Here is a 14,862-nt window from a genome sequence, read left to right as displayed (position 1 = left end):
CCTACCGGCGAGGTTTCGTGGGTGACGACGCCGGGTAGCCACGGCCGACGCGGTCCGGTATCGACGGGGGGCACGGCGTGGGCTACCGAAAGCGTGACGGTGAGCTGCCGGGCGACCCGCAGCACAGCGAGGACGAGGCCGGTCAGGTGCCGTTGGTGCAGGTCGAGGCGGACACCGAGGTCCCGCCCCCGGCCGACACGGACGAACGGCCGGACATCGTGACCGAGGGCGACAACTCGGGGGTCGCCGGGGGCTCGTCCGGCAGCAGCGGCGGTGGATCGAGCATGCCGGGACACCCCGACGCGACCCGCTGACCCGAGCGGACGACCTGGACGAGCACGGCCCAGCCCTGGCTGGGGCGGTGGGAGTAGCCGGCCGTTACCGTCAGTCACCTCCGTGGGGGCGGATGCTGGTGTGAGCGGTATACCTCAGAGTCATATTTATACCTCTGAGGTATACCGCTCAACAGCACACACAGCCCTAGCGGCCGGCCAGCGCCGCCCGTGCCTCGGTCATGCCCTTGTTGGCCAGACCGTCGGCACGCTCGTTCTCCGGGTGACCGTTGTGCCCCTTCACCCACAGCCAGGTGACCTCGTGGCGTTCGCAGGCCGCCTCCAGCCGCTGCCACAGGTCGGCGTTCTTGACCGGCTGCTTCGCGGCGGTCCGCCAGCCGTTGCGCTTCCACGACGCCAGCCAGCTCGTGATGCCGTTGCGCACGTAGGTGCTGTCGGTGTGCAACTCGACGGTGACCGGCCGGTTCAGGCTCTCCAGGGCCTGGATGGCCGCCATCAGCTCCATCCGGTTGTTGGTCGTCGGCGTGGCCTCGCCGCCGCACAGCTCCCGCTCGTGGTCGCCGTAGCGCAGCAGGGCGCCCCAGCCGCCCGGCCCGGGGTTACCGCTGCACGCCCCGTCGGTCCAGATCTGTACGCCCCTGCCGGCCGCCGCATCCACCATGGCAGGCAACCTACCGGGCGCTGACGTCGTCCTCCCCGGTCGGGGCAGCCGCGCCGGGCCGGACCCACTAGGGTCGGCCGGATGGATCGGCACGTCACGTTCGACCGCCTGCACAACTTCCGCGACCTCGGTGGTTACCGCGCCGCCGACGGACGCACGCTGCGCTGGCGCCTGCTCTACCGGTCGGATTCGCTCGGCAAGCTGTCCGGCGCCGACCTGGACCGCTTCCAGGCGCTCGGCGTCCGTACGGTGATCGACCTGCGATACCCGTGGGAGATCGCCGCGCGCGGCCGGGCACCGGAGATCGACGGGCTGGCCTGGCACAACCTGAGCATCGAGCACCGCCCCTACGACCAGGCGGTCATCGACCCGGCGGTGGACCCGTGGCGCCACCTGGCCGATCGGTACGCCGAGGTCGCCGAGGACGGCGTCGCCGAGCTGCGCGAGGCCCTCGACGTGATCGCCGCCGCCGATGCTCCGCTGGTCTTCCACTGCGCGTCCGGCAAGGACCGCACCGGGCTGCTCGCCGCCCTGCTGCTGGCCCTGCTCGGTGTGGACGAGGAGCAGATCGCCGCCGACTTCGCGCTCACCGAACTGGCCACCGCACGCCTGGTCGCCGACTGGCAGGCCCTGAACCCGGACCGTGCGCTGGTGTGGCCGGGGTACGGGCGTGCCCCGGAAGCGATCATCCGCCACTTCCTGGCTGACCTGACGGCCACGCACGGGTCAGTGGTCGGCTATGCCACCGAACGGCTCGGCGTGGACGACGCGCTGACCGCCCGGTTGCGCGAACGGCTGCTCACCGACTGAAGCCGCACGAGTCCCGCCGGGCCTGGCCCATAATCGGGCGCGCGATCGGGGACCGGTCTGTCAGAGTCGACCGTCGTGAACGGGAACTGGGACGGCCTGCGGGCCGACGTACGTAAGACGATTGACGAGCTGATCGCCAGCGGACGGGAGTCCGGGGTGCAGGTCGCCGCGTACCTCGACGGCGAGCCGATCCTTCAGGTGCACGCCGGCAGCGCCGATCGGGCCACCGGCCGGTCGTTGACCGCCGACACGCCGATCTGGAGCGTGTCCACCGGCAAGGTCCTCACCACGACCGTGGTGCACGTGCTGGCCGAGCGCGGCGAGGTGGACTACGACCTGCGGATCGCCGAGGTGTGGCCGGAGTTCGGCCGGCACGGCAAGGACACCGTCACCCTGCGGCACGCGCTCACCCACACCGCCGGTGTGCCCGCCCTGCCTGCGGACGTGACGCCGGAGGACTTCACCGACTGGGAGCGGATGTGCGCCATCGTGGCCGACGCCGAGCCGATCGCCCCGCCGGGCGAGGTGAAGGCGTACCACGCGTGGACCTTCGGCTGGCTCATCGGTGAGGTGGTCCGCCGGGTGACCGGCCGACGCGTCTCGACGGTGCTCGCCGAGGACGTGGCCGGGCCGCTCGGGGTGGCCGACGAGTTGTACCTCGCGGTGCCGGCCGCCGACCTGGCCCGGCTGGCCCGGGTCGAGGACCGCAACATGGCCGCGCTGTTCGACTTCGCGAGCGCCAACCTGCCGAACTTCGACCGGGTCGCCCCGCCCGGCGTCCGGCCGGGAGCGGAGGTGGGCAGCCGGGCGGACGTCCTCGCCGCCGAGGTGCCGGCGACCGGCACCATGACCGCCCGCGCGGCGGCGCGGATGCTCGCCGCGCTGATCGGCGAGGTGGACGGCGTCCGGCTGATCTCGCCGGCCCGACTGCGCACCGCCACGACGCCGGCCGGGGCGGGGCCGGAGTGGGTGTTCGGGCAGGAGGCGACCTGGGGTCTCGGGTACGCGGTGGACGCCGACGGTTCGTTCGGCGCGGCCGGCAGCGGCGGCAGCCTCGCGTACGCGTACCCGGAGCTGGGGTTGACTGTCGCGGCGACGAAGACGCTGCTCGGCGCCGGCGACGGCGACCCGATGGAGGACCTACGGGCGCTGGTCCGCGACGCGGTGGCGGCCCGGCGCTGACCGGCCCAGCTCAGGGTTCCGGGTCGGCGACGGCCCGCTGCGGTCCGCCCACCACGGCCGCGCGGCCCGGCCCGGCTCAGGTTTCCGCGTCGGCGACTCGCCGCTGCGGTCCGCCCACCACGGCCGCCGGGACGGGCGGTACGGGCCGGGCGGGCCGCAGCCGGTCACGGACGCGGTGCGCCGCGTCGCCGGCGGTGGCGGCGATCATCGGCAGCAGTCGGGTGGAGTTCATGATCGCGATCTCCTCGGCCGGGCTGGTGAGGCCGTCGAGGAAGCGCAGGACCCGCTCGGGCGGGTTGCGGTCGAAGAGCCGGTCGAAGAACTCCGGGCCGCCGACGCCGCCCCGGTCCAGCGCGCGCAGGGCCACCGCGTCCATCCAGCGGTGCCGCGCCGGGTACGCGGGCGCCGGCACCGGCGGGCGGCCGGAGGCCAGCGCGCTTGCCACCTGGTCGGCCTGGCGGTACATGGCGGAGAAGGTGAAGCCGGTGGAGGGCCGGGTCGCGCCGCCGGCCGTGCCGAGGCGTACGACGCGGGGCGAGGGCCGGGCCGGGAACGGCGCGTCGGTCATCGGGATCACCCCGTTCTCCACCTCGCGGACGCGCAGCCCGGCCGGGTCCAGCCCGAGCAGGTCGCGGTAGCCGGCGAGCGCCGTGTCGTACCCGGCGTCGGTGCGCAGGCCGGGCGAGAACTCGGTGTACTCGACCAGGGCGTAGCGGTCGCTGACCGGCAGCACGTACCCGAAGGAGACGCCCCGGGCCGGCTGAGGGGTGCGGAAGTCCATGAGCACCGCCCGCGCCGGGTCGAACGCCGGCCGGTCGGCCTCCAGCCACCAGCCGCGGAAGTGCTGCAACCAGGTCGTCCGCCCCGCTCGCGCCGGTGGCCGGGGGCGGGAGTCGAGCACCCAGCCGGCCCGCACGGTGGGCCCACCGCCGGTGCGGACGAGCACCCGGGCGCCGTCGTCGGTCACCGCCTCGGCCGGGGCGGCGATCCGGATGGCGTCCAGCCGACGCTCGGCCTCGGCAGCCCGGTCGTAGACCGGGCCGGAGCGCAGCATGGCGTACTGCAGCGGGGTCAGGTCGAGGACGCGACGCCGCGCGGGCGTCGCCACCTCGACCTGCCGCCAGCTCGCGCTGAGCAGCGGGTCCAGGTCGGTGCTCGGGTGACCCCAGAACGCCCAGGTGCGGTCCTGGCCGCGCCGACGGACCGGGTCGACGACCGCGATCCGCAGGTCGCGGACGCCGTGCCGGTCCAGCGCGGCGAGCAGCAGCGAGGCAGCGCCACCGCCGCCGAGCAGCGCGAGATCGACGTCGAGCGGCGCGGAATCGGTCACCCGCACCACGCTGCCACACCGTCCGGCCGGGCCGCGCGCCGCGCCCCTCAGGGCACCGGGGCGGGTCGCTGCTCGACCCCAGGCTCGTCGGCGTAGGCGCGCGCTACCGCGTCGCGGTTGAAGACCCGCCAGGTGGCGGCGGAGACGCCGATCGCCACGACCAGCCCGACCCAGTACGGGGCGGTGATGTCGAACTGGGCGGCCAGCAGCCCGCCGAGCAGCGCGCCCACGCAGTTGCCGCCCGCGGCCACGAACATGGTGGTGCTGGCCACGCGCCCCTGCAGATTCGGTGGGGTGAGTCGTTGGCGCAGCGAGTTCGCCACGAGGTTCCACAGGCCGCCGTGCACGCCGAAGGCGAAGAGCGCGATCCCCACCACGACGGTGCTGCGGGACGCGGCCAACGCCAGGTGCAACCCCGCCTCGATCAGCAGGCCGATCCGCACCGTCCAGGTGGCGCTGATCAAGGCGACGAGCCGGTCGCCGAGCAGCGCGCCGAGCACTCCGCCGCAGGCCATGCAGGTGAACAGCAGTCCGTAGCCGACGGAGCCGAGGCCGAGCCGCTCGTCGGCCAGCAGCACCAGCACCGCGAGGGCCGCCGTGAGGGTCACGTTGAGCAGGCCGATCAGCACGGCCATCGTGCGCAGCAACCGCTGGTGGGCCAGCCAGCGCAGCCCTTCGACGATCTCCCCGCGCATCGAGCGGGTCCGGGGCGCGCTCGGGTCGCTGCCGGCGGCCCGGAAGTCGCCGCTGATCAACGCCACCAGCACCGCGCTGAGGGCGTATGTGACGGCGTTGACGAGGAACGGGCTGCCCGCCGCCAGCGCGAAGAGGAAGCCGCCCAGCGGGCCGGCGAGCATGCTGTTCATGAGTGTGGCGCCGCCGCCGAGCCAGCCGTTGGCGCGCTCCAGGCGGTGTCGGGGCACCACTGTCGGCAGCATGGCCTGACTGGCCGCGCGGAACACGATCTCGCCGGTGTTGATCACGAACAGCACCACGTACAGCAGCGCGACCCCGGCCCGGCCGGTCATGATCGCCGTGGCCAGGACGGCCAGCGCGACCACCCGGACCAGGTCGATGACGATCATCAGGCGGCGGCGGTCCATCCGGTCCGCCAGCACCCCGCCGGGCAGGGCGAAGAGCAGCCAGGGCAGCCAGGCCACGGCGGAGGCCGCGGCCACCACGAGCGGGTCGTCGGTACGCGAGGCGACGAACAACGGCGCGGCTACCGTGGCCAGCCCGCTGCCCAGAGCCGACAGGGTGCTGGCTGCCCACAGCCGGGCGAACCCCGTCCCCATACCGCCGTCCATGTCCCGTGCCACGGCCAGGGAACATACCAGCGCGTCTCCCGCCGCCACCTGTGCTTTTCCGGTCGGCAGAAGGCCGGCCGACACCGCAATCGAGTCGTGGTCACCCGATACCTCGCCATCGACCCAGGAGTGACAGCCGGACCGGAGCGACATCGACCGGAGCACCGACGCCGGTCGGGCCGTCCGGGCCTAACGGCTGCTCACCCCCGTCTTCGGGTGGACACGTGACGGCAACGAAGGTTTCTCATTTTCACCTGATCGGGGGGCCAACCCACCTAGTGTTGGGCACACCGGTGCTAGTCACGGAGTTGGCCACCCGAACGACGTCCCACGCAGTCAGCGGACGAAAAGTGAGGGAAGACGCGTATGAAGGTCTCAACAGCACTCTGCTCGGCGGCGCTCGGCGTGGGCCTCGGCACGCTCCTGCTGCCGGGCGCCGCACTGGCCGACACCGTCGTGTCACCGGCCACCACCCCGGTCGGAGGAACCGTCGTACTCACCGCGACGACCTGCAACCCGAAGTCCGGTGACGTCATCTTCCGGGTCACCGGACCCAACCGCGACGAGAACGTCCGATCCACCACGGCCGCCGCCGGCGGCGGGCTCAGCGCCGAACTGTTCACCGCCGGGTTCACACTCGGCACGTACACGGTGGCCGCGACCTGCGGCGACGGCAGCTCGGCGGGCAGCGCCACGTTCACCGTCACCCCGATCGGTGGCGCGCCGGCCGGCTCGGGCGGCGACAACCGCGACGGTCGTGACGCGGGCGCCCTCGCCGCCGGAGGCACCCTGCTCGGCACCGCCGCCGCGGGCGCGGTGGTCCTGTTCCGCCGGCGTCGTCCGGTGTCCACCGTCGCCTGACCGGCGACGCGCTCCATCCCTGAGAACGGGTGCCCGTGCCGGTGACACCGGCACGGGCACCCGACGATCCCCACGGAGGTCAGCACGTGTGGTGGCGGCGGACCCTGCCGGCGGTGGTCGCCCTGCTCGCCGTGTCCGGGCTGGGGCTGATCACCGTCGGTCTCACCGCCGAGCCGGACCGCCCCCCACGGCCGCCGGCCGACGCGCCGACACGCTCCCGGCCCGCGCCCGACCTGGCGCCGCTGCCCCGCGCCGCGCCCGTCCAGGTGCGGATTCCCGCCATCGGCGTACGCGCCGAGATCGTCGCCGTCGGCGTGGACGCCGCCGGGGTGCTGGAGGTCCCGCCGCTGGACAAGCCGACAGTGGCCGGTTGGTACCGGCACGGGGTCAGCCCCGGCGAGACCGGCAACGCCGTCCTGGTGGGCCACGTCGACTCCCCGGCCGGCCCGGCGGTCTTCTTCGACCTGGGACGACTGCGCGCCGGCCAGGAGATCCAGGTCACCCGCGCCGACACACGGGTCACCACGTTCACAGTGGACGGTGTCCACGCGTACCCCAAGAATGCCTTTCCCAGCGGCCTGGTCTACGGGCCGGCGGACGCCGCAGGGCTGCGCCTGATCACCTGCGGCGGCCCGTTCGACGACGCGACAGGCAACTACGTGGACAACATCGTCGTCTTCGCCACCCGCACCGCCTGAGCCGGCGGCCCCCTGTCGGAAGCTGGACCCCGCTCGGCAGAATGGCGCCATCCCTGATCGGGGGCGCCGGCGGCGGGGAGGCACGCGTGGATCAGCGAGCGGTACGGGACCGGGCCGGTCGTGGCGTACGCGCCCTGGCCCGATGGCTGCTCGGCCGCCCCGACGCCGACTCCCCCACCCCTCGCCGGTCCAATCCGGACGCCGTTGTCGACTGCGCCGTCTACGTCAACGGTCGACGGGAGCCGGGCCGGCCGCACTACGCCGACGCGTACGCCCGTGCCCGGCGCGGCCGCGACGCCTTCGTCTGGCTGGGACTGCACGAGCCCGGCCCGGCGGTGCTCGCCGCCGTGGGCCGCACCTTCGGCCTCGACGAGCTGACCGTCGAGCAGGCGCTCGCCGACGGGCACCGGCCCACGATGCAGCGGAACGGGCCGGTCACCCTCCTGGTGCTGCGTACCGCGGGGTACGTGGAGCACGCCGAGCTGACCGACACCTCCGAGGTGATCGACACCGGCGACGTGATGGTCCTGCTCGGCGATCGGTTCGCCATCACCGTGCGGCACGGCGCCGCCGGGGCGCTGCGCGACGTCCGCGCCGACATCGAGCGCCGCCCCGCGCTGCTGGCCGCCGGACCCTGGGCGGTGGCGTACGCGGTCTGCGCCCGGATGGTCGACACGTACCTGGAGGTGGCCGGGCACGTGGAGCGGGACCTGGAGCGGGTCGAGGAGGCGGTGTTCGCCCGCGACCGCTCGGCCGACATCCAGCACATCTACCAGCTCAAACGGGAGGTGGTGGAGTTCAAGCGGGCCGTGCTCCCCCTCCAGACGCCCGTACGGACACTCCTCGACCCGGACACCGACGGACCGCCGCGCGCCCTGCACCGCTGGTTCGTGGACGTGGACGGCCGGTTGGCGCGGGCGGTGGACCGGGTGGCCGCGTACGACGACCTGCTCACCTCGATCGTGCAGTCCCGGTTGGCGCAACTCGCCGTCGAGCAGAACAACGACATGCGCAAGATCGCCGCGTGGGCGGCCATCGCGGCCACCCAGACCGGCATCGCCGGCCTCTACGGCATGAACTTCGAGCACATGCCCGAGCTGGCCTGGCGCTACGGCTACGCCGGCGCCCTGACCCTGATGGCGGCGATCGCCCTGGCCCTGTACCGCCTGTTCCGCCGCTCCGGCTGGCTCTGACCCTCCCCGCGATCGTGTACGGAGGTCTGCCGGGTCAGCGGTCGGCACGTGTCGGGCGGGGGCTAACCTCGCCCGGGTGATGTGGCAGCGGTACGTGGCGATCGGTGACAGCACCACCGAGGGGCTCGACGATCCGGACGGCGCCGGCGGCTACCGGGGCTGGGCCGACCGGTTCGCCCTGGCGGTAGCGCGCTCCCAGGGCGGCCTGGAGTACGCGAACCTGGCCATCCGCGGCCGGACCACCGCGCTGATCCGCGCCGAGCAGCTCCAGCCGGCCCTCGATCTCGCCCCCGACCTGGCCACCGTGGTCGCCGGCATGAACGACGTGCTGCGCCCCTCCTTCGACGCGGCCCAGGTCGCCGAGGACGTCGCGGCGATGCAGCGGGCGCTCGTCGGGCAGGGCGCCACCGTCCTGACGTTCACCATGCCGGACCCGGCGCCGGTGATGCCGCTGGCCCGGCCGCTGCGGGGCCGGATGCTGGCGCTCAACGAGGCCCTGCGGGCGGCCACCGCGCAGACCGGGGCCACGCTGCTCGACCTCGGCGCGCATCCCGTCGCCTCCGATCCGAGGCTGTGGAGCGACGACCGGCTGCACGCCAACAGCGCCGGGCACGCGCGGATCGCCGCCGCCCTGGCGTACACCGCGGGTCTGCCCGGGTTCGACGACTCCTGGACGGCGCCGCTGCCGCCGGCGCCGCTGCGGCGTCGTGCCGAGGTGCTCGGCGCCGAGCTGGCCTGGGCCCGCCGGCACCTGCTGCCCTGGGTGGCCCGGCACCTGCGGGGCCGGTCCTCCGGGGACGACCGGATCGCGAAACGACCGGTTCCGCTGCCGGTGCCGCTGGAGGGCTGACGGCCGGGGCCGCCCGGCGGTGCGGCAGGATGGCGGGATGGGCAGGGGTACGGGTGGCCGGCGGGCGAACGCGACGGCCGGACGGGTCTGCCCGTGCGGCTCCGGCCAGGCGTACGCCGACTGCTGCTCACCGGTCCACGGCGGCACCGCCCAGGCGCCGACAGCCGAGGCGCTGATGCGCTCCCGGTTCAGCGCCTTCGCCCTCGGCGACGCCGACTACCTGCTGCGCAGTTGGCACTCGTCGACCCGGCCCGCGCGGCTGGAACTGACCCCGGGGCAGCGGTGGACCCGGCTGGAGATCGCCGAGACCGAGCGCGGCGGTCTGCTCGACGCCACCGGCACTGTGACGTTCCACGCCCACTACCGGGAGGCGGGCCGGCCGGGGACGCTTACCGAACACAGCCGGTTCGTCCGCGAGGACGGCCGCTGGGTCTACCTCGACGGCGACCAAATCTGACTCCTGCGCGGGCCGGTCCCACCCGGATCGTCGTCGGCTTCGACGCGGTCGGCGAGTCGAAGGCCCGGGTCAGCGTCCGGAGACGGGTGTGCCCGCCACGGACCCGGCGACCAGCCGGGAGGTCATCGTGGGGTTGTCGGCCGAGAGCCGCGAGCGGGTCGACGAGGCCCACCGCCGGGGATCCCGCCGTTACACGCCCGACTCGTCCGCCAGGTCGGCCGCCACACGGCCGAGCGCGGGCACGATCGTGTCACGCCAACCCGGCCCCATTCGAGCGAAGGCGTCGCGACTCCGCGGGTCGTCGAGGTCGAATCCCGAATGGTCCAGGAACAGACGAGTGCCGGTGCCCTCGGGGACCAGCCGCCAGGTCAGCGTCCAGTTCTCGTTGAAGGTGTAGACCAGGCGCCGCTCGGGCTCGACCTCGACGACCTCGCAGGCGACCGCGCCCCAGCCGGGCATCTGCAGGTGGAAGCGGTGGCCGACCACGGCGGCCACGTCCCCGGGCACCCACCACCGGGCGAGCAACTCGGGCTCGGTAAGGCTGCGCCAGACCTTCGACGGCGCGGCGGCGATGAACTGGTCGACGGCGATGGTGGCGGTTTCGGTCACGGGTTCCTCCTGGAGCAGATCGGCAAGGGTGCGGAGGCGATGACGCCAGAACCGCTCGAATGGATGGAGCCAGTCGCCCACCTGGGCGAGTGGCTCGGCGGTCAGGTGGTAGTGCCGTTGTCGTCCGGCGGGCTGGTCGTGAACCAGCCCGGCCCGCCGCAGGATCTGCAGGTGCTCGGCGACGGCCGGTCGGCTCAGCTCGAAGCTGGCGGCGAGGTCGCCGGCCGTCCGGGGACCGTCGGTGAGGATTTCCAGCAGCCGTCGGCGGACCGGGTTCGCCAGGGCGAGGAAGAGGTCGTCGTCGGGCACGTCGGCAATGATGCGTCGGAGCTTCCCGACACGTCAACGATTTCCGACATAACTCTACGCACAGGTGGCCCAGGTCACGCGCTTCGCCGGCGGACCAGCAACACCAGCGCCACGACGACGTACGCCCCGGCCACCACCGCGAACGCCACCGCGTTGCCGGCCGCCGTGGCGACGAGACCGTAGCCGGCGTACGTCCCGATGATCAGCAGGTCGGTGGCCATGCCGGCCAGCGAGGTGACGGTGGCCCGACTGTTGCCGGTGATCCGCGCCTGCAACCGCGCGTCGGCCAGCACGGTGGCCAGTTGGGCGGCACCGAACGCCACCGCGAGCAGCACGAAACCGGCCGGGTGCCGGACGAGAGCACCCCCGGCCAGCGTGACGGCGACCAGGCCGAGCAGTGCGGCATAACCCCGGCGGCCCAGCCGCTCCCCCGCCGGGGCGAGCAGCCCACCGATTGTCACGCCGGCCCACAGCAGCAGGAGCAGCAGCGGTACGGCCCGCGCGCCGACACCGGTGTCCACGGCCAGCAGTGGGGTGTACTCGTCCAGCGCGCCCCAGTCGGCGGCCACCACCGCGACCAGCAGCACGGCAGCTCGCACGGGGGGCCGTGTCCGGACCTGCGTCACGCCTTCCCGCAGCGTGTCCCACCAGGTCAGATCGATGTCGTCGTCCGACCCGATCTCCGGCGGACGGTCGCCCGCCAGCGCGACGGCGGGCGACACGACAGACGCCGGTTCATGCGCGGCCGACGCCGGTTCATGCGCGGCCGACGCCGGTTCGTGGGCGGGGAGCGACGGTGGCGTGCCGGGCGGCCGGCGGTGTTCGGGGAAGCGGGTCGCGACGGCGGTGGCGAGCAGGCAGGCGAGCACGCTGGCCACGCCGACCGCCGAGTATCCGCCGACGGCGAGCACCGGCCCGGCCAGCACCCCGGTGACCACCACGCCGAGCACGCCCGCCGTCCGGGCCCGACCGAGCACCCGGGCGTACCGTCCGACGGCGCCGAGCCGATCCAGCTCGGTCCAGACCAGCGCCTCGAGAGCGCCGGAGACCAGTGCCCCGCCCGCGCCCCACAACAGGAACCCCACCGCGAAGGCCGGGTACGACGGCACCAGCACCCAGAGCGCGTAGCCGCCGGCCGTCACCAGCGGGGCGAGGCACAGCAGCAGCCGGCGCGACACCACGTCGGCCCACGCGCCGGACGGCACCTCGAACAGGATGCCGGCGGCCGACCAGATGACGAAGAGCGACGAGATCTGCCCCACCGACAGGCCGGTGTCGGCGAAGAGGACGACGTACAGCGGATAGAGCAGGACGAGGTCACTGAGGAACGCGTACCCGTAGAGGGTCGTCGACAGCCGGCGGACCGCCGGGTCGGGCGCGCGCGAGGCGAGGTGGGTCATGGGGCCTTCCCGTGGGAGTGGAGACGGACACCGGACGTGCGGTGTCCGTGGCGGCCCACGGGTGCGGCCTACGGCGTCGGATCAATGTCGCCAGGTCATGTCGGCGATGCTAGACCGGCGTCATCGTGCCCGGCCAGCGCTTTCGGCGTGCCGGCCAGCGCTTTCGGCGTGCCGGCGCCACGGGGACGGGGCGGGATCGGCCGGATCCCGCCCCGTTGTCGTGCTGCGGTTCAGCGCCGGTTCGGGTCCACCGGCGGGATGACAGTCGTCGCCTCGCTGTCGTCGCCGGTGCGCTGCCCGGGAACGGTGCCACCGCTGATCACCTGGGTCGTGTCGGCCTCCCGGCCGGTGCCCACCACCTGCGTCGCGTCCGGGTCGGCCGGACGGGCGACCACCTGAGTGGTGTCCTCGGCGCTCTCCCGGGCCGGGACGGTGACGGCGGGCGCGTCCCCGGCGACCAGCTGCGTCGTGTCCTCGGTCGACGACCGCACCACCTGCGTGGCGTCCGGGTCGGCCGGGCGGGTCACCACCTGCGTGGCATCCGCGTCGGCCGGGCGGGTCACCACCTGCGTGGCATCCGCGTCGGCCGGGCGGGTCACCACCTGCGTGGCATCCGCGTCGACAGGACGGGCCGTCACCTGGGTGGCTTCCGGGTCGGTCGGGCGGGTCACCACCTGCGTGGCCTCGGGGTCCGTCGATCGGGCCGGCGCGGGGGTGGCCACCGGGTCGGGGCGGGTGGTCGCCGAACGGGCCAGTTCCGCCTCGGCCTCGGCCTCGCGGCGGCTGGCGTGGTAGGCGCGGGCGTGCGAGGCGATCAGCGCCGACTCCTGCTCCGCGCGGGTCAGCCACGCCTCCCAGCGACCCTGCATCGGACGGATGAGGCCCCCGCCCACGCCGACGACGAGGATGCCGCCCACGGTGGCCAGCACGGCGATCAGCACCGGGGTGGTGACCGCCGTGGCCACGCCGATCTGGTTGAGCGCCGCGATGACGCCCAGGCCGAGGATGAACACCGAGGCGATACCGGCCAGCACCCGACCGTACGACAGTCCGCCGAGCGCGCCGCTGATGATGTCCTTGACGGCGTTGGCGATGGCGGCGGCGACCACCACGATGACGATCGCGACGAAGGCGCGCGGCAACCACGCGACCACGGCGGTGATCAGGTCGGAGATCGGGTTGGGCCCCCAGATACCGAAGGCGAGTTGCAGAGTGAGCAGCAGCACCCCGTAGTAGACGAGCTTCGCCACGATGTCGCTGGCGTCGTACCGGGAGCGGCTCAGGGCACGGCGGATGCCGCCGCGCTCGACGGCCCGGTCGAAGCCCACGCGTTCGAGGACCTTCTCCACGATCTTCAGTACGGCCTTGGCGATCAGCCAACCGGCCACCAGGATCGCCAGGAAGGCGACGGCCTTGGGCAGGAAGAGCATCACCGAGCGAAGGGCGTCGCCCACCGCGTCGCTGACGTTGTCACTCATATGGTCGTTCCTCCACGCGGAGCAGCCGGAATGATAGGCCACCGACCTACCCCCACCCGCTCAGGCGGAAACGCCTACCGGTTCGCGACTGTCCCGCCGATCAGGGATGGCGGCGCGGCAACCCGGTGCTCCCGCGATCCCGCAGGGTCTAGCGCGCGGGCGAACTTTGGCAATATTCTCCGGAGTGCGTGCGGCCACTGGAGCTACTTTTCATCCCCCCGCCGTCGGCCGCAGGAGGAGATGTCATGCACGTCGACCATTCCGAAGTGGACCGCCGAACGCTGCTGCGGGCCGGTCTCGGCGCGGCCACGGTCGCCGTCGTCGGAAGCGAACTCGCCTTTTCGGACGCGGCGCAGGCCGCTCCCGGCACCGACCTGGACTGGATCATCAGCTGCGACGAGTGGGCCGCCCGCCCGCCGAAGGACCCGCTGTCGGTGAGCGCCATCGCCACCAACAAGATCATCGTGCATCACATGGCGTTCCCGAACGTCACCGACTACTCCCGCGAGCAGGCGGTCAAGCTGGCCCACGACTGCCAGGACCTGCACATCGACGGCAACGGCTGGTCGGACACCGGCCAGCACTTCACGGTGAGCCGTGGCGGCTACGTGCTGGAGGGCCGCCGGGGCAGCCTGGAACGCCTCGAGGCGGGCGACCGCCAGATGATCTCGGCGCACTGTCCGGGCGAGAACGGCCGGGCCATCGGCATCGAGAACGAGGGTACCTACGTCACCGAGACGCCGCCGGAGGCGCTGACCGACTCGCTGGTCAAGCTCTGTGTGACGATCTGCCGGCAGTACGGGCTGCACGCTTACGACATCTTCGGCCACTGGGACTTCAGGACCACCGACTGCCCGGGCGCGGCCTTCTATCGGCAGTTCCCGGCTCTGCGGCGGCGGGTCCACGCGGCCCTCGGCACCAAGCTGGGTGACGTGCCGGCGCGCCGCTGGCCGGACCTGTGGCGGTTCGTCAACTCGCCGTCGGTCCGGGTGGTGCAGCACCTGCTGGCCTACCGTGGCTACGCCGTGACGGTCAGCGGCACGTTCGACGCCGCGACCGTGGCCGCCGTGCAGGACTGGCAGGCCCGCAACGGCATCGCCGTGGACGTGGACGCCACGCTCACCACGCCCACCTGGGAGACCCTGGCGCCGGAGCTGGACCAGCACGCCGTGGGCGCGCCGGTCACGGCCGTCCAGGAGATCCTCGCGACCAAGGGGTACGCGGTCACCGTCACCGGGGCGTACGACCATGCCACCCGCAGGGCCGTGCAGGACCTGCAGGCGCTGCACGGGCTGCCCCGCAACGGCAAGCTCAGCACGAGCACGTGGTGCACGATCGTCGGCGGCACGGTCCGACAGTCGTTCACGCACCACTGATCCCGTCCGGAGGCGGCGCGGGATGACACCGGGCCGCCTCCGCCGTGG

General features: G+C 73.5%; 14 protein-coding genes and 1 pseudogene. 9 read left to right on the top strand and 6 right to left on the bottom strand.

Going from position 1 to position 14,862, the window contains the following annotated elements; all coding sequences use genetic code 11:
• Positions 1-77 precede the first annotated feature (77 nt).
• On the top strand, positions 78-314 hold the full coding sequence (locus AB0K10_RS19915; protein WP_266241643.1) for a preprotein translocase YidC: 237 nt from the start codon (positions 78-80) through the stop codon (positions 312-314).
• Positions 315-480: 166 nt separating this feature from the next.
• Here AB0K10_RS19915 and rnhA read toward each other — a convergent pair whose 3' ends face one another.
• Complete coding sequence (rnhA, locus tag AB0K10_RS19910) at positions 481-954, bottom strand: ribonuclease HI (protein WP_363685423.1); 474 nt, start codon at positions 952-954, stop codon at positions 481-483.
• A gap of 81 nt (positions 955-1,035) precedes the next feature.
• Between rnhA and AB0K10_RS19905 the strand changes: the two genes are divergently transcribed.
• Together AB0K10_RS19905 and AB0K10_RS19900 are read left to right on the top strand one after the other, a co-directional pair.
• Entirely contained in the window at positions 1,036-1,764 is a 729-nt protein-coding gene (locus AB0K10_RS19905; protein WP_363685421.1) for a tyrosine-protein phosphatase, read from the top strand.
• Positions 1,765-1,839: 75 nt separating this feature from the next.
• Positions 1,840-2,946, top strand: coding sequence for a serine hydrolase domain-containing protein (locus AB0K10_RS19900; protein WP_363685419.1), 1,107 nt, complete (start codon positions 1,840-1,842; stop codon positions 2,944-2,946).
• A 76-nt stretch (positions 2,947-3,022) separates the two neighbouring features.
• Here the strand turns inward: AB0K10_RS19900 and AB0K10_RS19895 are convergent, their stop codons facing one another.
• Entirely contained in the window at positions 3,023-4,276 is a 1,254-nt protein-coding gene (locus AB0K10_RS19895; RefSeq protein WP_363685417.1) for a lycopene cyclase family protein, read from the bottom strand.
• 47 nt (positions 4,277-4,323) lie between these two features.
• Entirely contained in the window at positions 4,324-5,631 is a 1,308-nt protein-coding gene (locus tag AB0K10_RS19890; RefSeq protein ID WP_363685415.1) for an MFS transporter, read from the bottom strand.
• Between the two features lie 318 nt (positions 5,632-5,949).
• Between AB0K10_RS19890 and AB0K10_RS19885 the strand changes: the two genes are divergently transcribed.
• The 5 genes from AB0K10_RS19885 to AB0K10_RS19865 all read left to right on the top strand — a co-directional run bounded on the left by AB0K10_RS19885 (position 5,950) and on the right by AB0K10_RS19865 (position 9,642).
• The gene (locus tag AB0K10_RS19885; protein WP_007459435.1) at positions 5,950-6,444 is read left to right on the top strand and encodes a hypothetical protein; all 495 of its coding nucleotides are present in this window, start codon (positions 5,950-5,952) and stop codon (positions 6,442-6,444) included.
• Positions 6,445-6,530: 86 nt separating this feature from the next.
• The gene (locus AB0K10_RS19880) at positions 6,531-7,142 is read left to right on the top strand and encodes a class F sortase (protein ID WP_363685413.1); all 612 of its coding nucleotides are present in this window, start codon (positions 6,531-6,533) and stop codon (positions 7,140-7,142) included.
• Between the two features lie 86 nt (positions 7,143-7,228).
• Complete coding sequence (locus tag AB0K10_RS19875; protein ID WP_363685411.1) at positions 7,229-8,335, top strand: magnesium and cobalt transport protein CorA; 1,107 nt, start codon at positions 7,229-7,231, stop codon at positions 8,333-8,335.
• A gap of 79 nt (positions 8,336-8,414) precedes the next feature.
• Positions 8,415-9,185 carry an SGNH/GDSL hydrolase family protein gene (locus AB0K10_RS19870; RefSeq protein WP_363685741.1) on the top strand — a complete coding sequence of 257 codons (771 nt, stop codon included), beginning with the start codon at positions 8,415-8,417 and terminating at the stop codon, positions 9,183-9,185.
• A gap of 37 nt (positions 9,186-9,222) precedes the next feature.
• Complete coding sequence (locus AB0K10_RS19865; RefSeq protein ID WP_363685409.1) at positions 9,223-9,642, top strand: YchJ family protein; 420 nt, start codon at positions 9,223-9,225, stop codon at positions 9,640-9,642.
• A gap of 189 nt (positions 9,643-9,831) precedes the next feature.
• Here the strand turns inward: AB0K10_RS19865 and AB0K10_RS19860 are convergent, their stop codons facing one another.
• From AB0K10_RS19860 to AB0K10_RS19850, 3 genes and pseudogenes are all read right to left on the bottom strand, one after another.
• Positions 9,832-10,560, bottom strand: coding sequence for a metalloregulator ArsR/SmtB family transcription factor (locus AB0K10_RS19860; protein ID WP_363685407.1), 729 nt, complete (start codon positions 10,558-10,560; stop codon positions 9,832-9,834).
• Positions 10,561-10,634: 74 nt separating this feature from the next.
• Positions 10,635-11,960, bottom strand: a complete 1,326-nt coding sequence (locus AB0K10_RS19855; protein ID WP_363685406.1) for an MFS transporter — start codon at positions 11,958-11,960, stop codon at positions 10,635-10,637.
• 836 nt (positions 11,961-12,796) lie between these two features.
• Positions 12,797-13,438, bottom strand: a pseudogene (locus AB0K10_RS19850) (hypothetical protein); the annotation flags it as partial.
• Between the two features lie 245 nt (positions 13,439-13,683).
• Here AB0K10_RS19850 and AB0K10_RS19845 point away from each other — a divergent pair.
• A complete protein-coding gene (locus AB0K10_RS19845) occupies positions 13,684-14,814 on the top strand; it encodes an N-acetylmuramoyl-L-alanine amidase (RefSeq protein WP_363685404.1) in 1,131 nt (376 codons plus the stop codon).
• Positions 14,815-14,862 lie beyond the last annotated feature (48 nt).

The organism is Micromonospora sp. NPDC049274 (assembly GCF_040678875.1).
Lineage (GTDB): Bacteria > Actinomycetota > Actinomycetes > Mycobacteriales > Micromonosporaceae > Micromonospora.
This window is presented reverse-complemented; position numbering and strand designations above follow the sequence as displayed.